Below are 21,799 nucleotides of genomic sequence, written 5' to 3'. Positions count from 1 at the left end.
GATATGCGATCGGTCAAGGTAAGCAATCGGATTTTACTGGGTTCAATTGCCTTCGGTGTGAGTTTTTTCCTTAGCCTTATTGCCAACCGAGATTTCCCGAAAGCCTTGGTTACAGGTTTAATTACTGTACCCGCTACCTATGCAGGAGCCATTGTTGTACAAATTAAACAAAAAAAGCAGAAATTTTTCCTACAAAATGAAATTCAAGCTATCTCTGGCGAAAGACAAAACTTAGAAGATGATATCTATTATTTGGAGTCAAGCCTAAACCAACTGCACGTACAAATATCAGAAATCTCTAACCGAAGAGAGGTAATTAATCGAGAAGTATCCACTTTAGGAGCTTATAGATACCAACTAGAAGAACAAGGGTTTATTCTCCAAACTCAACTTGAAGTTCTGGAAAGACAAAAAGCAGAACTCAATCAATCCTTGTTGACTGCAACAGCGGAAAAACAGAAAACGGAAACCAGCTTAAATTTTCTGAAAACAGAACTCAAGCAACTGCAAGCTCAAGTTACAGATAATCAGAATGAAAAAACGATACTAGACCAGGAAATCACTAACCTTAAAAAACAAAAACGCCCTTTACAATCAGAAGTAGATAATCTGCAAACTCAGCTTCAGACGCTGGAAGCACAGAGATCGGTGCTGAATCAGTCTCTGGGATCTTTAAAAGTAGAATTAGGGCAATTGCAAGGGCAAGTGTCATCTTTAAAGTTGGAACACAAGCAGTTACAGTTACAAAGTGGAATTTCAAATCCCCAAAAAAGACAATCGCAGGCAATCCCTTTTTTAGAAATACAAAAAAAACAATCAGAAGAAAATTTATCAGCTGAATGGACTGCTCTAAAAACAAAACTTACTAATGATGATATTCAGATAATCAAAGCCATAGTAGAACAAAACAATCCAGGTGCAACGCTCAAAAGAATTGCTGAGGCAAATATAACCATGCCTCAACTATTGATAGATGCAATAAACGAGCGTGCTATAGATACCATCGGCGATTTTATCATTGAACCAGGTTCGGCATCGATTCCGCCTGCGATCGCTGAGGAATACTTGACAAAAGTGAATAAGATGCTCGAAACTTAGTTTTATAAAACTAACAATTTATCAAAATTTATTATAAAAACCTAAATAAACCCAATCAAAAACCTTACCCCATTCCTCGTAGGTGAGGGGAAAGGAGAAAGGTCAAAACTTTACCTACTTAGCAAGAAATAAATTATTTTAAACCATGACAAAACTCAAAATTACCAAAAGAATATCGAATGCCTTAATCAATTCTCTAGGTGCAGGCGTTGTACCTAGAATTGGTCTGGAACATATTGCTGTAGGACGAGAAAAAGAAGTCAAAGCTATTGTACAGGATCTCGATAATATTGGCGAAGGAGGTGCAGGATTTCGCTTCATTGTAGGACGCTATGGTTCCGGTAAAAGCTTTATGCTACAACTGATTCGCAACCACGCGATGGAAAGAGGTTTCGTAGTAGCTGACGCTGATTTATCTCCCGAACGCCGACTCACAGGAACTGACGGGAAAGGGGTTGCAACTTATCGGGAATTAATGCAGAATCTTTCCACCAAAATTCGCCCCGAAGGTGGCGCTTTCACGCCGATTTTAGAAGGATGGATTAACGGAATTCAGAACCAAGTCGCGCAAGAAAGTGGGATGCGTCCCAACGACACTGGGTTTGACGATAAAGTGGAAGAGAAAATTAGGGAAGTTGTTAAGGATATAGAAGGTTTAGTTCACGGGTTTGACTTTGCTAATGTCATCATCACCTATTGGCGCGGCTATCGTTCTGATGATGATGATAAAAAGGAAGCGGCGCTACGTTGGCTTAGAGGAGAATTTGGGACTAAAACTGAGGCAAAAACCGCGCTGGGAGTGCGTGTCATCATTGACGATGAAACTTGGTATGATTACATCAAGCTAGTTGCAAAGTTTGTTTCAGACATTGGCTACAAAGGGCTTTTAATTTTGGTGGATGAAGCCGTTCATTTGTACAAAATTACTCATACTGCTTCCCGTCAAAAAAACTACGATAAGCTATTGGCAATGTTCAACGATACGATGCAGGGAAGAGCAGAAAATCTCGGCATTTTGATCGGAGGAACGCCAGAATTTGTGGAAGACAAACGCCGGGGGTTGTATAGTGATGAAGCATTGCGATCGCGCTTAAGCAGCCGTGTCAAAGGAGGTCATCAGGATACCTCAGCACCCGTCATCCAGCTAGAAATATTAACTCCCCAAAATATATCCGAGCTTTTGCACCGCTTAGTAGATATTCATGCTACCCATTACAACTATAATAAAACTCTGAAACCGAGTGACTTGCAAGAGTTTATGCAAGAAGTTGTCAATCGCTTAGGTGCAGACAAATTCTTAACACCCCGTGAAGTTGTCCGCGATTTTATCAGTATTTTGAATATCCTCCAACAAAACCCCAACATCTCTTTCCGAGAACTCATTCATGGTTCTAATTTTAAACCGACTTCTGCTGCCAAAAACCCAGAGGTAGATGGGAATACTGAATTTGCAGAATTTACCCTATGAGCGAACAGGCTTTTGATAAATTAGCGCCTTTTATTCAAAAATATATCTACACCCAAGATTGGACTGAATTAAGAGACGTTCAAGTTGAAGCTTGTCGGATAATTTTTGACACAGATGCTCACTTGTTGATTGCCGCCGGAACCGCATCCGGGAAAACAGAAGCAGCTTTTCTTCCAGTTCTTACTTTATTACATCAAAACCCATCTACAACGATTGGGGTACTTTATATTAGTCCCATAAAAGCGTTAATTAACGACCAATTTGAGCGTCTAAATGACCTGTTAAAAGAAGCAGATATTCCAGTCTGGCACTGGCACGGCGATGTTTCCCAGACTCGTAAGAAACAACTCATAAAAGACCCCAAAGGAATTCTGCAAATAACGCCAGAATCTTTAGAAAGTCTCTTAATTAATAAAAATACTCAACTGTTTCGCTTGTTCGGAGATTTGCGCTTTATCATTATTGATGAAATCCATGCCTTTATGGGTTCTGAACGAGGTTGCCAAATTCTCTGCCAGTTGGCACGCCTATCAAAATTTGTAAAAAATCCCACCCGTCGGATTGGGTTATCGGCTACCCTTGGCGATTACTCACTCGCTGAAGACTGGCTGCGGCTGGGAACCGAAACGCCAGTAATTACTCCGGATATCGAGGGAGGACAACGAAAAGTCAATCTGGCTGTAGAGCATTTTTTTGTTCCTCCCGTTGAAACAAATGATACTGATGATTTAGTCATTAGTCCTTACTACAGGCATATATTTGATATTACTAAATCTCGAAAAAGCCTCATCTTTGCTAACAATCGCTCAGATACAGAATCAGTTATCGCCAACTTGCGCGAAATTGCAGAAACTGAAGGATTACCAGATATTTATCACGTCCATCATGGCAGTATTTCTACCTCGTTAAGGGAAGCGGCTGAGGATGCGATGCGCGATACCATTCCATCTGTTACTGCTGCAACTGTCACGCTTGAATTAGGAATTGATCTCGGTCAATTAGAGCGAGTTATTCAATTAAACGCGCCTTTTTCTGTATCCAGTTTCTTGCAGAGATTGGGACGTTCGGGAAGGAGAGGAAGTGCGGCAGATATGCAGTTTGTTTGCGCTGAAGAGGAACTATCAACAGAGGAATCGCTTCCTAATCAAATTCCTTGGCAACTGTTGCAATCTATCGCGATTATCCAACTTTACTTAGAAGAACGTTGGATTGAACCAATCAAGCCGGTTAAATATCCTTTTAGCCTTTTATATCACCAAACAATGAGTATTTTGGCAGCGATAGAGGAACTCTCCCCCGCAGCTTTAGCTCAGCAAGTTTTAGCCTTACCACCCTTTGCTGCTATATCTAAAGATGATTTTAGGCAATTGCTGCGAAACTTGATAGGAATTGACCACATTCAGCAGACTGAGGGAGACAAATTAATTATCGGGTTAACCGGGGAGAAAATTGTCAAAAATTTCCATTTCTACGCCGTCTTCTCCGACACAATTGAGTATGCTGTCAGGGACGAATCGATGGAAATTGGCAGTATCCTGATGCCTCCGCCTGTTGGTAATTGCTTTGCCTTGGCAGGTAGAACATGGGAAGTTTTAGATAGCGATGCTAAAACAAAAACGGTTTTTGTTAAGCAAGCGCAAGGTCAAGCTAAAATTTCTTGGCATGGTGGCAGTAGCAATATTCATACAAAAGTCCTTGAACGGATGCGAAGAGTTCTGGTTGAGGAGTCTCAGTATAGCTACTTGCAAAGTAATGCTAAAAAGCGTCTAAATGAAGCTCGTCAATTAGCTCGATTTTGGGAATTTGAAAGAAATAATATTGTTTCCTTAGGAAGCAAAACTTGCTGCATTTTTCCTTGGATGGGTACTGTCGCTTACCGCACCCTAGAAAGGTTTCTAAATTTATTTGGTAGAGAGTCTATAGACATCAAGAAAATTGGGAGCCAAGCTCCATACTTTATGACTGTTAAGCTGGGAAAAAATGGAGTAGAAGAGCTTGGCTCAGAAATACTGGCATTTGGCAATAAAAGGATTACAGCGCTAGATTTAGTTGCTGTTGAAGAACCTTTAAAAATGCAAAAATATGATGAGTTTATTCCTAACAACTTGCTTCGCAAAGCATTTGCTTTCGATTGTTTAGATGTTGGAGAAGTGAAAAAAATTATTAGTGGTTGGTAAATGGGAGAATAGAAAGGCTAGAGAATGCGTAGAACAAAGTTTGAGGCGAAGCGATCGCATCTGTCTATAAATGTCATTTACTTATACCCGAACGATTCGTTTTCAGGATACCGACGCCGCCGGTGTTGTCTACTTTGCCAATGTCTTGGCAATGTGTCACGAAGCTTATGAAGAATCGCTAGTGGCGTCGGATATCAATCTCAAGTTGTTTTTCAGCAACCCGAATGTTGCGATTCCCATCGTTCATGCCAGTGCAGATTTTTACCGTCCAATGTTTTGCGGCGATAAGGTGCTTATTCAGTTAACTCCTCAACATCTGTCACTTGAAAAATTTGAAGTGAATTACCAATTTGTTGCGGCGGAACGGGTAGTCGCGAAGGCAATTACTCGGCACATTTGCATCGATCTAAGTAGCAGAAGTAGAAAAGAAATTCCGGCGGAAATGATTCGATGGCTTCAGCAATGGAAGGAAGAAGAACGAACCGCAGAGGCGCAGAGGACGCAGAGGGAGGAGTGAGGAGAGAGGAAGAGGTTTATCTATCTGTGGATTTGTTAGGTGGGGAGATTTGCAGCTTTTCTATAGCAATTTTTTGTAGCTGTTCGCGGTTTACTTTTCCCTGAGCATTTCTCGGTAATGTTTCTACTGGCACCCAATATTTAGGGCGCTTAAATTTGCTCAATTTATCTTCAATTGCTATTTGCAGAGTATTAGTAGAAATGTCTGATTTACTGGGAGCATAAACGGCTGTTACGACTTGTCCCCAATGAGAGTCAGCTAAACCAATTACGCAGACATCAGTAACTAAACCTGTAGCTCGAATTGCGGCTTCTACTTCAGAGGGGAAGACGTTTTCGCCACCCGTGATAATTTTGTTACTGCTACGATCTACTATATTTAAGTTACCCCTTTCGTCAATAAAACCTAAGTCATCTACTTGAAAAGGCTGTTGATTAGGAAAAATCTTGGGATAGTAACCTAGTGCCAAAGAATCAGATTTAATGGTAACATTTCCTGTTTGGTTAATGTCTAATATCTCGCTGTTAGGACTGCAAATTGTCACTTTGGCATGGGGGAGAATATGACCGCAATTGTTAGTACCGTTGAGAAAATATTCTGGTTTGAGGGTGGCAATTTGTGAGGCGGTTTCTGTCATGCCATAGGTGGTTGCTAACCGAATGCTGTGGCGTCTCGCCTCTTCTAGAAGTTCTATCCATGTGGGGGCACCTCCCAAAAGCACTGTCTGAAAGCGGGATAGCCAGGCGGTTAACTCTGGATTTTGTAGGAGACGTTGCAGTTGAGTGGGTACTAAAGATAGAAAAAATTCAGATGGATTAATATAACATTTTTCACCCACTTCTAATTCTTTAAAGGGCACAATTGCTAATTTACCCCCAGAGGTGAAGGAGCGCATAAATTGCATTAAACCGCTGACATGATAGAGGGGCAAAACGCAATAAGAATTAACTTGATTTATTTGGAAATACTCTCTAAAACCTTGTACGGATGCCATTAAGGTTTCCCAAGTGTGGATGGCAAATCGAATCTGTCCTGATGAACCTCCAGTGGGAATCATAATCCAGTTGTTGATAGTTGTAGAGACGCGATAACCCTTGTCTCTACAAGATGGGGAGGTTAAAGGATAAGGACAATCTCCCCAAATTAGGTCTGGTTGGACTAATTCAAAAACTTGTTGCCATTCGTGTTTAACCCAGTTGGGATTACAAAGAAAAACTGGGCAACCAGCGGCACAGGCAGCGATGAAGCTGGCAATAAATTGTATCGGTTCTCGCTCTGCCAGTAATATTTTTGGTTTATTTTCAGAGTTCGCAAGCTGGGTTAATTGATTAAATAATTGCTCGGCAATGTAAATAAATTTGTGGCTGTCGTAACCAATCAGCCAATCATCGTTAGCACGTTTTTTAAGATAGTCTAGCGGCGATTTCATAAGTTCTCAAATCACATTTCTTCATCTTGGTCAAACCAGTGGTTGATGCCAAAACCAACTGCTCGATTGTGACGGGATAATTCTGCTGCTAGGTTCAATGCTGCCTGTCTACCAATAGCGGTTTCAAAGACGGAGGAGAAGACGGCATCAATTTCATGTTGTTGGCAAAATTGGCGCAAACGGGATGGAGAACCGGCGATGCACGGCTTAATGACAAAAATTCCCCGCCAACCGTCACGGTATGCAGCTGCCATCTGGTCAATTGTAGCGACGGATTCATCTAAGGCGATCGCAGTGGCGTAGCACATACTTAATTCCGCCATCCCCTGAAATTGAGTTACAGACAGCGGTTGTTCGAGAAATTCAATTTCTACAGGCAATTCCTCCGCCTTAACATTGTCGCAAGTCCACAGCCACAAGTTTGCATCCTCGTAACTGAGTCCCCCATTCGCATCTAGTCGCAGTTTTGCCGATGCTGGCAGTGTTTGGGTAAGTAGTTGGAAAATTTTTAGTTCATCCGCAATTGGGTAAACGCCAATTTTCCATTTAAAGGTGCGATATCCTTGGTTCCAAAGCGTCTGCCATTGACTTAAGGCAGCTTTCCCAGCGGGTAATAAGCCGCTGTAGCAAATAGAGTTGGCGAATGAATTCGCGGCTAAACAAACGAAGTCCGCCTTCGCGGACTGTAGAGACGCAAAATTTCGCGTCACGACAAATAGATTTGAAACCTGCCCTTCGCTTTGCTCAAGGCTAAACTCCGGCAGGTTTCGTTCGTATAGCCGCGACTTTAGTCGGCAAGTATCTTCCCAAGCGGACTCGAAGCCAAATTGACAGGCGGGAAGGGCAATTGGGATGGAGAAAATCGTCTCAGCGGTAATTTCCTCCAGCAGCTGGCGACAAAATGACAGTGCTTGATCCAAGGTTTCGGAACCAAACCAGCTCAGGGGGGCAATTTCACCCCAGCCGACTTGCCCATTCTCATCGGTGAGGCGGAGGATGATGCCCTCTCGAATGTCCCAGTTGCCGTGACTGGTAGAGAGCGATCGCACAAATCTCCGCCGGTAAGGACGAAACTCAAACCGATATTGCATCAGCTACAGTGGCAGTACAAACCCCAATCCCAACAGCAGTCCACTCCAAAAATGTAGGGCTACCGCGATGAATTTACAGTTACTGACTTTCTCAGGTTGATCGTGATTTTGGAGGACGTGGCGGCATAATTTGATGGCAAAGGGCAAACTCGCAAAGGTTAGCAACGTCCAAACGGGAAAAATTTGCAAAACTACAAATAACCCGGTCAGCGCATAAATGCTGCCGCCAAACCAAGACAACAACTGCGATCCTGTCTTAGTGCCCACTCGGACGATGGGCGATCGCTTCCCAGCTGCCAAATCGTCCGCAACTTGGTGAAAATGGGAGCAAAACAAAATTAAACTGGTGGCAATCCCTACAATAATAGACGCTGCGAGGCTAGTCATCGACCATGCGCCGGTTTGACTATAATAAGCCGCCGCTACTGCTAGGGGGCCAAAGCAAATAAAGCAGATAATTTCCCCCAAACCCTGGTAGCCTAAGCGAAAGGGAGGCCCCTGATAGCTGTAGCCCAACGCACAGCTCAGGAGTACCAATCCGATAACTGTGAGGTCTTGTTGCCACCATGCGATCGCGAATATTCCCAGTATACCCAGCCCTAAAAACAGATTTGCTAGCCAAAAAATTAAAGATTTGTTACCTGTCAATTTAACCAGAGAGTGGGCTTTGTTCTTATCAATACCCGTTTCCGAATCAAACACATCATTGCTGAGATTCAGCCATGCAATAATCAAAATTGCTGACATTAAAAATGTAGAAAATATTGCTCCATGAAGCACTTGAGTTTCAGCAAAAGCAACAGCGGTTCCCACCCAAATCGGAATAATGGCAACGCTGTACATGGGCGGCTTAATTGCTGCCATCCAAAGTCCGGGGTCACTGATGTTTGCCCCTCCACTATTGGGATGATTAATCAATTTTGTATCCATTAGTCTCAATCTATGCTATTGCCAAGAAACTACCAAATTTTACAACCCTAAAGCCGTGATAGGATATTTGCTACAGACTTTGTTACAAGCCCCTGATTAGGGTGGCAAAGGTTTCCAGTGTCGTCCTCACCTATTGAAGACTACCCTATCTCAAGTCTTAAGCAGGTTCTTTCAAAACTAGCTGCTCGTCATGACCTCCCTCATATTAGGATCGGTCAAATCACACATTGTATCTAAACATTGTAGATTTAGATATAGCGGTTCTCGGTTATGTGAGGTACATTCTCAAAACTGGAAAGCTTGATGATAGTAAATTTTTGCGAACCTCACTCGTGTAAGAACCGCTATACAATGTTTAAGGGTTTTTTAAATCTAATCAATGAAGATACCCATGCGGTAATCATCCTGAAGTTTAAAATTAAGGAATCATTAAAAATATGACGACTACCTTGAAACTAGGCGAAAGCCATAGGTTAGAAATCCAACATAGCAAGCAACGCATTGGAATTAAATCTAAATTCGTAGGCTTAGCTTTGTTAATAAAAAAATATCCGGGAATCAGTAAGAGTTTAAATAATTTACTGAGTAGCCAAATGAACATTTTATTAATCTAAAAATTGAGATGATGCGTCGAAAATAGGGTATTTAGGTATACCTGGTCTTCCAAGAAATTGGGCTAATCAGTTGTATTAATATCAAATTGCCAACCTATCCTCGCTTCCATGCTAGTCACACCCTATCGTACTAATCTTTTTCAAGACACTTACGAGCTGCATCAGTTTCTTTTAGCCTTTAAGCAGACCGCTGTACAAAAAAAACAGACACAGATCCTCAGTATTTCTCAAGAAATTCCAGCAGTCGATCCGCTGGTTGTACTTCAGGCGATCGCTAGACCAGACCAATTACACTTTTACTTTGAAAAACCAGCACAAGGAGAAGCGATCGCTGCCATCGACACCGCAGCTGCGCTAAAACTAGAAAGCCCCAATCGGTTTTACAAATCCCAGGAGTTTATTCAATCTTGCCTTGCCAATACCACGAGTATTGGTGAACTTAATTTACCTTTTTCGGGCGCTCATTTTTTCTGCGCTTTTACATTTTTTAATAAAAACCTAGAATCGGATTCTCCTTTTCCATCTGCCACCGTATTCTTACCCCGATGGCAAATCGCTCTAAAAAATCAGACTGCGGTAGTAGTCGCAAATATTCCTATTGATTCGGAGATAAATGTTCAAGATTTAACCGAAAGCTTATGGCGTACATTTCAGGCAATAAGAGTTACTGGTTTGGAAAGGTTTCATAGTGCATCTTTTCTAGATATAGCAATTGATGCCAGAAAACTATTTAAAAAACAAGATGTTGCAGATGTAAACCATTTTAAATCATCCGTGGTCAAGGCTTTATCATCAATTCAGGCAGAAAAAATTCATAAAATTGTTTTGGCTCACGCCCTTGATGTTATTTCCCCGATTCCTTTCCAGTTAATTCCCTCAGTCAATCATTTACGAACTCGCCATCCTGATTGCAATATTTTTTCCACCAGTAACGGCAAGGGACAAAGTTTTATCGGTGCCAGTCCCGAACGTTTAATTAGTATTCATAACCATGAATTAGTAACTGATGCTCTGGCAGGTTCAGCACCCAGAGGGAAAATTTCTAGTGAAGATGGCGAATTAGCGAATCGGTTACTAACAAGTGAAAAAGAAAGACGCGAACATCGAGTAGTTATTGATTTTATTCGCGATCGTCTCTCCCAGCTAGGTTTAAATCCTCAAATATTGTCCCAGCCGCAGCTATTGAAACTCTTAAATATTCAGCATTTATGGACACCCATTCAGGCGAAAGTACCGGCAGGCGTTCAGCCCTTAGAAATTCTGGCTGAACTCCATCCGACACCAGCAGTTGCTGGTGTCCCCAGCGAGAGTGCCCAGAAAGAAATTCGCCGCTATGAAACCTTCAACAGGTCATTATATGCCGCGCCCCTCGGTTGGGTAGATCACCGAGGAAACAGTGAATTTGTTGTGGGAATCCGCTCAGCACTCATAGATGGCTGTCGTGCCAGACTCTATGCTGGTGCCGGTATCGTTGCTGGTTCCGATCCAGACAAAGAATTAGCAGAAATTCAACTTAAACTCCAAGCACTTCTAAAAGCCTTAGTCTAGCCGAAACCTCTCTCTTCTCTCTCTCTTTCTTCCTTTGCGTCCTTAGCGTCTTTGCGGTTCATTATTCTTAAATGCCCGTTGATTTTCGTAACACCAACTCCCTCTGGGCTTCAATCCTAACCGAAACATTAAAACGACTAGGATTAACCACAGCTATTATTTGCCCTGGTTCCCGTTCAACACCCCTTACGGTTGCTTTCGCTCAAACTGATGAGATAGAAGCCATTCCTGTTTTAGATGAACGATCCGCTGCATTTTTCGCTTTAGGTATTGCGAAAAAATCAGGATTGCCAGTGGCGTTAGTTTGCACTTCTGGAACTGCCGGGGCGAATTTTTACCCAGCCGTAATTGAAGCCAGGGAAAGCCGAATCCCGCTTTTATTATTAACAGCCGATCGCCCCCCAGAATTGCGAGATTGTCATTCTGGACAGACGATCGATCAGGTGAAATTATTTGGCAATTATCCCAACTGGCAAGCCGAGTTAGCGTTGCCTTCTCTAGATATGGGAATGCTAGGTTATCTACGGCAAACTGCGATCTATGCGTGGGAGCAATGCGCTGGGAGCGCTACCGCTTCGCTACCACTTTTTCCGACTCCAGGTCCCGTTCATCTTAACATCCCCTTCCGCGACCCTCTCGCCCCAATTCCAGACGGTGCTGTAGAGACGGGAAATAGTGCGTCTCTACTAGAAGAAGATTTCTTTGCAAATTGTCAGCCATCAGTAGCAACTTTCAACCTGCAACCTACCACTTTCAACACCATACACGAGTGGCGGCAATGCGACAAAGGAATTATTATCGCTGGGACTGCACAACCCAAATTACCGGAAGAGTATGCGATCGCGATCGCGCACCTCTCCAAATCTTTAAAATGGCCTGTATTAGCTGAGGCGCTATCTCCATTAAGAAACTATCACCAACTGAACCCTTATTTAATTTCCACCTATGACTTAATCCTGCGTAATCAGCAGTTGGCACAAAAGTTGATACCAAAAATTGCCCTCCAAATAGGTGAATTACCCACCAGTAAAGAACTGCGAAACTGGCTGGAATCAACACAGCCTAGACGATGGGTAATTGACCCCAGCCACCACAATTTAGATCCATTGCACGGCAAGACAACGCACCTGCGAATCTCTGTAGAACAGCTATCTCAAACCTACCCAAATGAACTTGTAGAGACGCAAGCGATCGCGTCTTATCTCAACAGTTGGTGTGAAGCCGAATCAAAGGTGAGGAAAGCCATCGATCAAACAATGGCAAAAATGAACGTACTTTTTGAAGGAAAAGCCGCTTGGTTACTTTCTCAGACACTGCCACCCGGCACCCCACTATTTATTGCCAATAGTATGCCGGTGCGAGATGTAGAGTTTTTCTGGGCACCCAACAATTCTCGAATTCAGCCCTTTTTTAACCGGGGCGCGAATGGCATTGATGGCACCTTATCGACTGCTTTGGGAATCGCCCATCGCCATCAAAGCACTGTGATGCTGACGGGTGACTTAGCTTTATTGCACGATACTAACGGCTTTTTACTGAGAAATAAATTTATAGGGCATTTGACAATAATTTTGATTAACAACAATGGCGGCGGCATCTTTGAAATGTTGCCGATTTCCAAATTTAACCCGCCCTTTGAAGAATTTTTTGCCACACCGCAGGATATAAATTTTGCTCAGCTTTGTGCCACTTACAATGTAGAGCATGAATTGATGACTTCTTGGGAACATCTGAGGCAACGATTAAATCCATTGCCATCTCAGGGAATCCGGGTTTTGGAGTTGCCAACCAATCGCAAGGCAGATGCCAAGTGGCGTCAGGAGAATTTAGGAAAATTGGCAGTCGATATCCTATAAAATCCGTTAATTGTTGCGAATTATAAGCTATATAGCAGTCCTATTTGATTAGTAAAGAATAACGAACCGCAGAGGACGCAGAGAGCGCAGAGAAAGAAAAGAGATTTTAAAATTCACTTAGGATTGCTATATGTTGCAAAGATCGCATATCCTAATCGATCTGCTTTCGGATTGGTTAAAGCGTTATCTGACGATAGCGCATTAAAACTCTCAGATTCGACTTCACAATTACTCTCGGTCTGTGCTATAAGATACCTTTTCTGATTCCTACCGTCATCATGACCCAGCGATCGCTCAAGCCTGCCGTCTTTTGAGGTTCTACCTAGTTACCGTAATTTCAGACACTGCGTTAAAATTCTCAAGCCGAAATACTGCACAACTATCTATGCAAATCAACTGGCAAACCGCCAAAACCTACGAAGACATTCTCTATCACAAAGGCGACGGCATCGCCAAAATCACTATCAATCGTCCGCACAAACGCAACGCTTTCCGTCCCAAAACCGTCTTTGAACTTTACAACGCCTTCTGCGATGCTCGTGAAGATACCAGCATTGGCGTCGTATTATTTACTGGCGCTGGCCCTCACACCGATGGCAAATACGCCTTCTGTTCTGGTGGCGATCAAAGCGTGCGGGGGCAAGCTGGGTATGTAGACGATGACGGTATCCCCCGCCTGAACGTCCTAGATTTACAACGCCTAATTCGTTCCATGCCCAAAGTCGTCATTGCGCTTGTGGCAGGTTACGCCATCGGTGGCGGACACGTCCTGCACCTGATTTGCGACCTCACCATCGCCGCAGATAATGCTATTTTTGGGCAAACTGGCCCTAAAGTCGGCAGCTTCGACGGTGGATTTGGTGCCAGCTATCTCGCCCGGATTGTGGGGCAAAAAAAGGCGCGAGAAATTTGGTTTCTCTGTCGCCAGTACACCGCACAGCAAGCACTAGAAATGGGCTTAGTGAACTGCGTCGTGCCTGTAGAGCAGCTGGAACAAGAAGGCATCGAGTGGGCTAATGAGATTTTAGAAAAAAGCCCGATTGCCATCCGGTGTCTAAAAGCTGCTTTAAACGCCGATTGCGACGGACAAGCTGGTTTGCAAGAACTCGCCGGTAACGCCACCTTGCTTTATTACATGACTGAGGAAGGAGCCGAAGGCAAGCAGGCATTTTTGGAAAAACGTCCACCCGATTTCCGTCAATACCCTTGGCTGCCTTAGTCGTTCGCAAATGGAAAAACCCGGTTTCTGAGAGAAAACGGGTTTGAAGATTCATCTTTTGTAAAAAAATATCTCACAAGGCTCTTAAATCAAAAATCGCACCTTGCCTTAAATAAGGTGCGATTCTAAAGCAAATCTTTATTTTTTTAAAGGTTTAAGCAAGTTGCCTTGATAAACGGCAAGGTAAGCTTCCTACCCTTTATTTTATTCATACGAGCAGTGCTTCTTCTACTGGCTGTTGGGCAGTAGAGAGATTCTCTTCATGGGAGGCAGATTCTTGAGAAGAGTTCAGCGAACATTTGAATGACAGCGCCTCCGGTGTTTTCACCGTTTCATCCTGCCAGCGCATCATTACTTCGAGATGTTCCCAAGAAGGAGCAAATGCTGGAAGTGCTAAAGAACAGGCTCCCCAGCCGCCTCGAACGGGCACGCCGAGTTGCTGACAAAGACCACCACGACGCCCTTCCGGCTTGTAATACCGACAATACCGGCAGGCAGAAGTTACAGTATTTAAGGTCTTCATGGAGTCCTCTTTAGGGGAATTTTTATCTATGCTTTATATTAAAATTCCCGATTAACGGTTGTAGAGTTGGGAATCTTGTAATCTATATTCCCCGTCTATGTTCTAGCGATACCCCAGTAGAAATACTGATTTAGATTTTCTTTAGCTTTTTGTAATAGATAGATACATGAAGCATTAAAAACAGACACATCTATCTATAGTATACAATCTCATGAACAATGCTATTTTTTAACAAAACCCTATGGGGATCAAGATAAATATTACAGGTATCCGTTCCAGAAAAAAATAAATTTAGCTCCTTAATTCAGTTTTTTATCTCTTGATTTAAAGGAAAAACTTTGCATTTCTCGACTAAATCGAGATTTTTGCTCCGAAAATCCTCTGAGTCAGCCTTAGTAGGGCAATCAAAATCATTACATTCTCTGTAAGTATTTCGGAAGTAAGCACGTCAGAGTACGGACGAAGCAATCGGGAAATAGATTGATGCCATAAATCCAGGGCATTGCCACAGAAGCTCCGCCCTAGAAGACTTCCGTACAGAAGGCTACGCAGGAGTCTAAGTTACAAGATGTAACGGAGAGGAAACAGGCATCTGTTACATACGCTACAAAACAACTTTAGATTCCGATTTTGATGAGGAGCTAAGTAGATACACCTAAATAAATTCAAGCGATGCAGATGATTCGTGGGGTTTGAGGGGGTGCCACCACACAAAGCAAGCATTTCTCGCAACCTACTACCAATCCCTGTTTCGGCTTAATTGCACCGAATCTACTCAAAGTTAGCCTTTCCATTGCCTGACAACACACAGGGCACACACAGCCCAGCGCTGGAGTTCTCCTGGAGGGGTGGGACACTGGCACTGGGGACAAAGCGGTGAATGTTGCGATCGCTCCCGCACTCCCTCCGCCCAACGTTGAAAAGCTTGGTGGGGTTCTTTCAGTTCCACCTTCTGGCTCAACGACGGTGAAGATGTCGCCTCAACAACTCGACTGGGATGCTCTTGCCACGCCACAGATTGTTCCTGTGCATACCAGGAACGACTAGAACCAGACTTCTTCTGCCACTGAGCCGTCGAAAAGCGAATATCAACCAAATTGCTACCTAGATGAGCATTCAACTTTTGCAAGATCCGCTGACGCTCAAAAGTCAGAGTTTGTGCCCAAGCAGCGCTAGAGGTGGCAACCGACAAAACGCCCCTCGATATGGAAATCGGTCGCGTCTGAGCTTGCACCGCCACTCCCACCACCGAAGACCAACACTTGAGCAACTGTTGAAATTCTTGGCTAGCCTGCCACGCCGCCTGATTTTCGATAGCCCCTAAGATATGATTAAGAGATTTAAAAGACATCCTACAAATCCCCAGCTAAATGGCAGAACGATCGGTCTTCATGCTCGATCGTACCCAAAACCAAGACAGCAGATTCGGGTTACGGTTGCCTTGAAGCAGAAAACAGCGTGTAATAAAGAGATCCGTCAGCTTCCCAAGATTCGTCAGTAGCTAAAGCTATGAGTCAAGGTCATTCGGTTGAATCTTCTACTCGCTCCTCCCCCGCCCAGCCCATCAACCCAGCCTTGCAGGCGGCTCTGGGCAGCCTCGACGTGCAGCTAGAAGAAGAATTATCACGATACCGACGCGAACGAGGGGGACGTGGGGCGTCGCCTGCCCCCCGCATGAATCACGATCGGGTTCGCCACAAACCCATCGACTTAATTTCCGTGAGTGCTACGGGCGGCAGGAATCAATCAGCCGCCCCAGCGCAGCCGCCCTCCGCCCCACCGCCACCGCCGCCAGCCAGCGTTCCACCACAGGCAGAAAATCTGGAAGGCAAGGGAGTTGAGACAACCATTCAGAATGAAACATGGTATACACCGCCCGCACCCGCGTCATCTTTTGACTTATCGGCTCCCTCGGCGGAACTAGCGACCGTCGCCATGCCGCCCCACGAGCCAGCTTGGCATCCAGAACCAGCCGCAAATCCACCGGAGTTTGTCAATCCAACTTCAACGCACGTCCCTCCAAATGACTATCTGGAATCTTCCGAACAACTTCTGCGAAGTTTGGTAGAAGAAGAGGCGTCAACTCCTCGGCGCTCAGAACGCAGTTTTCTGGATAGCCTGCTGACTCCCCTAGGGGTTGGTTCCTTGTTGTTATTGCTATTTTCAACTGCCACCTTGGGCTATCTGGTGACTAATCCTGGCAGCCTCAGTTATCTGGGTTTAGATCGCTTCGGGGAGTCAGGCACGCCCACCGTTGCTCAAAGTCCAACTCCGGCAACAACTCCAACCACCAATGCCCCAGCAGCCGGATCTGAGCCTAGCGGCCCAAACCTGGCAACTGACGAATTTGTGGACGTAAATTTGGATACCCTGAGTACCTTGCCATCTTCCAGTCCAGCTCCGAGATCCAATGTGGCAGGCTTACCTAAAACCCAAGTAGCGGTGCCAACAATTGCCCCGCTACCCAGTTCATCTACCCCCGGAAACTCCTCGCCTGGGCTGCCCTTAGCAAGGCAATCTGGCTCGGTGCCGCTCCCAGGGCTGCCGCCAGCCGCGACAGTGCCAGTTAAACCCGCTAGTCCTCTGCCAGGATTGCCGCAACGGCTCCCCTCTGTACAACCGAGTTTGAAACCCTCCCCGACGGCAACTCCCGCGCCGAATCCGCAGGGCTTCTATTATGTGTTTGTAAAATACGATGGCGAAAGCTCCTTGCAACAGGCGCGAAAGATTGTTCCCGATGCCTATTTATCACCAGAAGGCACCCAAATTTATCTCGGTGCGTTCAAGAAAGAGTCTCAAGCTCAAACATTGGTGAAAGAGCTTCAGAAACAGGGGATTTCGGCGGCGGTCGATCAGCCTTAAGCTGGAGGTGGTTGAGTTGGAAAGTAACCTAGCATTCTGTTAACGTTGCTACGGGGACTGCGATGCCCGTTGAGGGCGACTGCTTTTCGGGGTTCGTTGCCATCTTCACGATCGAGTGACCCCGCCTTTCCACTAAACCCGTGCGTTGTGAATGGAGAACTGACATGGGATTGATCGACCGCATCTTGCGAGTAATTCGAGCCAACATCAACAGTCTGATTGGACAAGCGGAAGATCCAGAAAAAATCCTGGAAGAAGCGGTCATGGAAATGCAGGAGAATTTGATTCAACTGCGGCAGGCGGTGGCTCAAGCGATCGCTACCCAAAAACGGACTGAGCGACAATGCAGCCAAGCCCAGTCTACCTCCCAAGAATGGTATAATCGCGCCCAACTGGCACTGCAAAAAGGTGACGAAAATTTAGCCCGCCAAGCCCTCACCAAGCGCAAATCCTATCAGGAAACCGCAGAGGCAATGCAGGCGCAGATCGATCAGCACAATCAAGTCGTCGGCAGGCTCAAGCAAGATATGCGATCGCTAGAAAGCAAAATCTCTGAAGCCAAGACGAAAAAAGATATGTACATCGTTCGCGCTCGCTCGGCTCAAGCATCTGCGAAAATTAACGAGATGCTAGGCGGTGTTAATACTGCCAGTTCCCTGACCGCCTTCGAGCGCATGGAAGAGAAAGTCTTGCAACTAGAAGCACAGTCAGAAGCGATCGCTGAACTGGGAAGCGATGACCTGCAAAAGCAATTTCTCTCCCTGGAAGATGCTGGGGATATTGATACCGAATTAGCCACCATGAAAGCTCAGCTGAGCCAAGGCACCGAAGCACCGCAACTGCCGTCTAGTCAGCAGGCACTTGACCCTAGCCAAGATGCCGAATTACAAAAAATCCGATCCCAACTGGAAAGTTCTTGATCTGGAAACTACCGCTTTGGACTAGAAGTTTCTAGACTAGGAAGAAATGTGTTGGGTCTTTAACGATTCCTGAAGGTTGCCCAAGTCACTCTTGCCTAGCGCCCTAGACTAGAAATGGGGTTTGGGACAATTGCCGACTACTGCACCGATGGAAAATCTGACCTCCTAAATTGAACTTGCTCAAGGCTACTCTCAGAGCCTGGAAATACCTACATTAGTACACGCCAAGAGGATAAACAGCGTCATGGGATTATTCGATCGCATTAGCCGAGTCGTCAGAGCCAATCTTAACGATGTGGTCAGCAAGGCTGAAGACCCAGAAAAAATTCTGGAACAGTCCATCATCGATATGCAGGAAGACCTGGTGCAGTTGCGTCAGGCTGTTGCCAGAGCCATTGCCAACCAAAAACGGACTCAGCAACAATACAACCAAGCCCTAACCGAAGCAAACAACTGGCAACAACGCGCCCAGTTGGCTCTGCAAAAAGGCGATGAAAATCTCGCTAAAGAAGCGCTGATACGCAAGAAGACCTACGCTGACACTGCCGCTACCCTAAAACCTAGCTTGGATCAGCAAACCACTCAGGTGGAAACCCTCAAGCGCAACTTGATTGCAGTGGAAAGTAAAATTTCCGAAGCCAAGACCAAGAAAGATATGCTTAAGGCACGGGCACAAAGTGCCAAGGCTCAGGAGCAGCTTCAAGGCGCTGTGGGTCGTTTGAATACCAGCGGCTCAATGGCAGCCTTTGAGCGGATGGAAGAAAAAGTCTTGGAACTAGAAGCTCGTTCTACAGCGGCAGCCGAGCTGACTGGCAATGATTTAGAAAACCAATTTGCCCGATTAGAATCCGGCAACGATGTTGATGACGAATTGGCAGCAATGAAAGCGCAATTAACTGGTTCTTCCACTACGCAAGCCCAACTACCGGCAGCAAACCCAACCACTCCCTCTAAATCTAATTCCGCAGTTGACAGCGAATTAGAAGACCTGAAAAAGCAATTGGATAACCTGTAGGCTCCTGCACTTTTCGATAACTTATCTACGAATCAAAGCTTTGATAGACCGCTCTGCATCCATCTGACACTCGTTGGCGATGAGATTTAGAGGGTCTATCTTGCCATAATTCGCTGACTTAGTTTCAATGACTTTAATTAAGCTAAAAGCCTCAGTTGAAGATTTTATGATAATTTTTCGCTTGCTGGCGTGCGTTTGAGTAATTAAACATAAGCTAATTCAAAAAATAGACTTCAAACTACTTGAAATAAGAAAATACAGATACAACTGTCCGGATTACAGCTCTGAATAAAGCTTTTGTACTCATCAAGTCCGATCGCAAATTTCCTTGATGAACCACCATTCCCAACGAACCGTCTGAGGTACTGTATTACAATCAGAAAGGCGTAAACCTTGGTTGCTTTCCTGCCTACTCGCAACGGTTTTGAATACTGTGTTGAGTGGGTTAAGCAATGATATAAATGTCAATCGGGGGTGACATGAGCAGCACAATCTCAATTAATGATGCAGACTTTGAAACAGAAGTATTGAAAGCGACTCAGCCAGTATTAGTGTACTTCTGGGCGTCTTGGTGCGGCCCTTGCCGTCTCGTAGCGCCAGCCGTGCAAGCCGCTGCGGAAACTTATGGCGATCGCCTCAAGGTCGTGAAGATGGAAGTCGATCCCAATCCCGACACCGTAGCCAAATACAAAGTGGAAGGCGTTCCAGCTCTGAAGCTGTTTAAGGACACTCAGATTATTGAATCTTATGAGGGAGCGATTGGGAAGCAGAAATTAATGAGTATTCTGGAAACTCACCTGTAAACAGTCAGTAGTCATTAGTCATTCGTCATCGATCGGTGAGAGACAAAAAACACCGGACAACAGACTAAGGACTAGCGACTAAGGACTAAGGACTAAAGACTAAATATGCAGTTCGCCAAGCGTTTACAACCCCTGCAAACCAATGTGTTTGCCGATATGGATCGGGCAAAGGCAAAAGCCAGGACAGCGGGACAAAACATCATCGATCTGTCGCTGGGTTCTTCCGATTTACCAACGTCGGATCGGGTTATCGACGCGATCGCCCAATCTTTATCTGACCCCAAAACCCACGGCTACTTGCTGTTTCACGGCACTCAAGCTTTTCGCCAAGCTGCCGCTCGCTGGTACACTCAGAAATACGGGATTCCGGTTGACCCGGAAACCGAGGTGCTGTCCCTGATTGGTTCCCAGGAAGGCACCGCTCATTTACCCTTGGCGGTACTGAATCCAGGGGATTTTGCCTTACTGCTTGACCCTGGTTATCCATCCCATGCTGGGGGAGTTTACCTAGCCAGCGGTCAAATTTACCCGATGCCAATACGGGCAGAAAATGGGTTTTTGCCCGTGTTTGAGGAGATACCATTGCCGGTTTTGGCTCAGTCACGGATGATGATATTGAGCTATCCTCACAACCCCACAACCGCGATCGCGCCCTTATCTTTTTTCCAGACAGCGGTTGATTTTTGCCAGCGTCATCATCTAGTGCTGGTTCACGATTTTCCCTACGCCGATCTGGTATTTGAAGACGTTGCAGTTCCCTCAATTTTACAAGCCGACCCCGAAAAAAGCGTCTCGATTGAGTTTTTTACTTTATCTAAGTCTTACAACATGGGCGGCTTTCGCATCGGCTACGCGATTGGGAATGCAAATCTGATCCGCGCCTTGCGCCAGGTGAAAGCGGCAGTTGATTTCAACCAATACCAAGGAATTTTGAATGGAGCGATCGCTGCCCTGAGTGGCTCTCAAGAGGGCGTTAAGGCGGCAGTTGAAACTTTTCGCCAACGCCGGGATGCCTTTGTCAAAGCGCTTCACAGAATTGGCTGGGAGGTTCCCACCCCATCTGCCACCATGTATGTTTGGGCTAAATTGCCAGAACCGTGGGCACAAAACTCCATCGGCTTTTGCACCCATCTGGTAGAAACCACTGGCGTTGCTGCCTCACCCGGTGCCGGTTTTGGTAAATCTGGAGAAGGATATGTACGGTTTGCGCTGGTACACGATCCAGGTGTATTGGAAATGGCGGTTGAAAAGATATCCCCGGTAATGCATCAGTGAAAATACCGGCGATCGCTGCCTAAAATGGCTCTAAGTCTTAACTTGTACCTGACCAGATTAGGACTTACGCAGAGATCCCCCTTGCATCCCCCGATAAATTGGGGGACTTTTCCGGTTCCCCCCTTTTTAAGGGGGGCTAGGGGGGATCAAGGTTTGAAGGTTTCAGTGCGTAAGTCCTAAAGATATTAACGCCTGCTCCTCAGGGCCAAGTAAATGGTCAAATTAAATGCACAACAGCTGATTAGCTTCGCCTCAAAAAGAGAGCGGAGCTATTTTTTTGAAGCATTCAACATAACCGTAAATCTACAGTCAGTTCATTGAATTCTCCGTAAATTTCTCAAAATAATAAACAACTGGAAGCGCAAAACCCAGTTAGAAGCAGTAAGTATTTAGGAATTTAAGGCAGCCTAGATTCAAATAGATGGTTTGTCGTCAGTCGTCAGCCGGATCAGAA

17 protein-coding genes are annotated in these 21,799 nt (G+C 45.1%); 12 read left to right on the top strand and 5 right to left on the bottom strand.

Annotation, left to right across the window (positions count from 1 at the left end):
- The first annotated feature begins 3 nt into the window (after positions 1 to 3).
- The 4 genes from AC2VDX_RS05885 to AC2VDX_RS05870 all read left to right on the top strand — a co-directional run bounded on the left by AC2VDX_RS05885 (position 4) and on the right by AC2VDX_RS05870 (position 5,260).
- Positions 4 to 1,098 carry a tellurite resistance TerB C-terminal domain-containing protein gene (locus tag AC2VDX_RS05885; RefSeq protein ID WP_378174356.1) on the top strand — a complete coding sequence of 365 codons (1,095 nt, stop codon included), beginning with the start codon at positions 4 to 6 and terminating at the stop codon, positions 1,096 to 1,098.
- Between the two features lie 145 nt (positions 1,099 to 1,243).
- The gene (locus AC2VDX_RS05880) at positions 1,244 to 2,566 is read left to right on the top strand and encodes an ATP-binding protein (protein WP_378174359.1); all 1,323 of its coding nucleotides are present in this window, start codon (positions 1,244 to 1,246) and stop codon (positions 2,564 to 2,566) included.
- Positions 2,563 to 4,743, top strand: a complete 2,181-nt coding sequence (locus AC2VDX_RS05875; RefSeq protein WP_378174362.1) for a DEAD/DEAH box helicase — start codon at positions 2,563 to 2,565, stop codon at positions 4,741 to 4,743. The genes AC2VDX_RS05880 and AC2VDX_RS05875 overlap by 4 nt, the downstream gene beginning before the upstream one ends.
- A gap of 70 nt (positions 4,744 to 4,813) precedes the next feature.
- Positions 4,814 to 5,260, top strand: coding sequence for an acyl-CoA thioesterase (locus tag AC2VDX_RS05870; RefSeq protein WP_378174365.1), 447 nt, complete (start codon positions 4,814 to 4,816; stop codon positions 5,258 to 5,260).
- A 16-nt stretch (positions 5,261 to 5,276) separates the two neighbouring features.
- Here the strand turns inward: AC2VDX_RS05870 and AC2VDX_RS05865 are convergent, their stop codons facing one another.
- Genes AC2VDX_RS05865 through menA form a run of 3 tightly spaced genes read right to left on the bottom strand, consistent with a single transcriptional unit; the run spans position 5,277 to position 8,710 of the window.
- Positions 5,277 to 6,689 (bottom strand): 2-succinylbenzoate--CoA ligase, encoded by a 1,413-nt coding sequence (locus tag AC2VDX_RS05865; RefSeq protein ID WP_378174368.1) that lies wholly within the window; start codon positions 6,687 to 6,689, stop codon positions 5,277 to 5,279.
- Between the two features lie 11 nt (positions 6,690 to 6,700).
- Positions 6,701 to 7,780, bottom strand: a complete 1,080-nt coding sequence (locus AC2VDX_RS05860) for an o-succinylbenzoate synthase (protein ID WP_378174371.1) — start codon at positions 7,778 to 7,780, stop codon at positions 6,701 to 6,703.
- 3 nt (positions 7,781 to 7,783) lie between these two features.
- On the bottom strand, positions 7,784 to 8,710 hold the full coding sequence (menA, locus tag AC2VDX_RS05855) for a 2-carboxy-1,4-naphthoquinone phytyltransferase (RefSeq protein ID WP_378174374.1): 927 nt from the start codon (positions 8,708 to 8,710) through the stop codon (positions 7,784 to 7,786).
- Between the two features lie 722 nt (positions 8,711 to 9,432).
- Here menA and AC2VDX_RS05850 point away from each other — a divergent pair.
- The 3 genes from AC2VDX_RS05850 to menB all read left to right on the top strand — a co-directional run bounded on the left by AC2VDX_RS05850 (position 9,433) and on the right by menB (position 13,947).
- Positions 9,433 to 10,872, top strand: a complete 1,440-nt coding sequence (locus AC2VDX_RS05850; protein WP_378174377.1) for an isochorismate synthase — start codon at positions 9,433 to 9,435, stop codon at positions 10,870 to 10,872.
- A gap of 71 nt (positions 10,873 to 10,943) precedes the next feature.
- On the top strand, positions 10,944 to 12,728 hold the full coding sequence (gene menD, locus AC2VDX_RS05845) for a 2-succinyl-5-enolpyruvyl-6-hydroxy-3-cyclohexene-1-carboxylic-acid synthase (RefSeq protein WP_378174380.1): 1,785 nt from the start codon (positions 10,944 to 10,946) through the stop codon (positions 12,726 to 12,728).
- Positions 12,729 to 13,113: 385 nt separating this feature from the next.
- On the top strand, positions 13,114 to 13,947 hold the full coding sequence (gene menB, locus AC2VDX_RS05840) for a 1,4-dihydroxy-2-naphthoyl-CoA synthase (RefSeq protein WP_378174383.1): 834 nt from the start codon (positions 13,114 to 13,116) through the stop codon (positions 13,945 to 13,947).
- Positions 13,948 to 14,155: 208 nt separating this feature from the next.
- On the opposite strand, the gene AC2VDX_RS05835 is transcribed toward menB, so the two are convergent.
- Positions 14,156 to 14,470: a hypothetical protein gene (locus tag AC2VDX_RS05835; protein ID WP_378174386.1), complete on the bottom strand. Its 315-nt coding sequence runs from the start codon at positions 14,468 to 14,470 to the stop codon at positions 14,156 to 14,158.
- A 781-nt stretch (positions 14,471 to 15,251) separates the two neighbouring features.
- Complete coding sequence (locus tag AC2VDX_RS05830) at positions 15,252 to 15,821, bottom strand: DciA family protein (protein ID WP_378174389.1); 570 nt, start codon at positions 15,819 to 15,821, stop codon at positions 15,252 to 15,254.
- Between the two features lie 158 nt (positions 15,822 to 15,979).
- Between AC2VDX_RS05830 and AC2VDX_RS05825 the strand changes: the two genes are divergently transcribed.
- The 5 genes from AC2VDX_RS05825 (at position 15,980) to AC2VDX_RS05805 (ending at position 21,345) form a co-directional block, all read left to right on the top strand.
- Positions 15,980 to 17,332 carry an SPOR domain-containing protein gene (locus AC2VDX_RS05825; RefSeq protein ID WP_378174392.1) on the top strand — a complete coding sequence of 451 codons (1,353 nt, stop codon included), beginning with the start codon at positions 15,980 to 15,982 and terminating at the stop codon, positions 17,330 to 17,332.
- A gap of 164 nt (positions 17,333 to 17,496) precedes the next feature.
- Positions 17,497 to 18,252, top strand: a complete 756-nt coding sequence (locus AC2VDX_RS05820) for a PspA/IM30 family protein (protein WP_378174395.1) — start codon at positions 17,497 to 17,499, stop codon at positions 18,250 to 18,252.
- Positions 18,253 to 18,496: 244 nt separating this feature from the next.
- Positions 18,497 to 19,267, top strand: coding sequence for a PspA/IM30 family protein (locus AC2VDX_RS05815; RefSeq protein WP_378174398.1), 771 nt, complete (start codon positions 18,497 to 18,499; stop codon positions 19,265 to 19,267).
- 479 nt (positions 19,268 to 19,746) lie between these two features.
- On the top strand, positions 19,747 to 20,070 hold the full coding sequence (locus AC2VDX_RS05810) for a thioredoxin family protein (protein WP_378174401.1): 324 nt from the start codon (positions 19,747 to 19,749) through the stop codon (positions 20,068 to 20,070).
- 105 nt (positions 20,071 to 20,175) lie between these two features.
- A complete protein-coding gene (locus tag AC2VDX_RS05805) occupies positions 20,176 to 21,345 on the top strand; it encodes an LL-diaminopimelate aminotransferase (protein WP_378174404.1) in 1,170 nt (389 codons plus the stop codon).
- Positions 21,346 to 21,799: the final 454 nt, after the last annotated feature.

This window comes from Coleofasciculus sp. H7-1, assembly GCF_057473865.1.
Note: the sequence above shows the minus strand (reverse complement) of the source record. Positions and strands in the feature narration are given on the sequence as shown.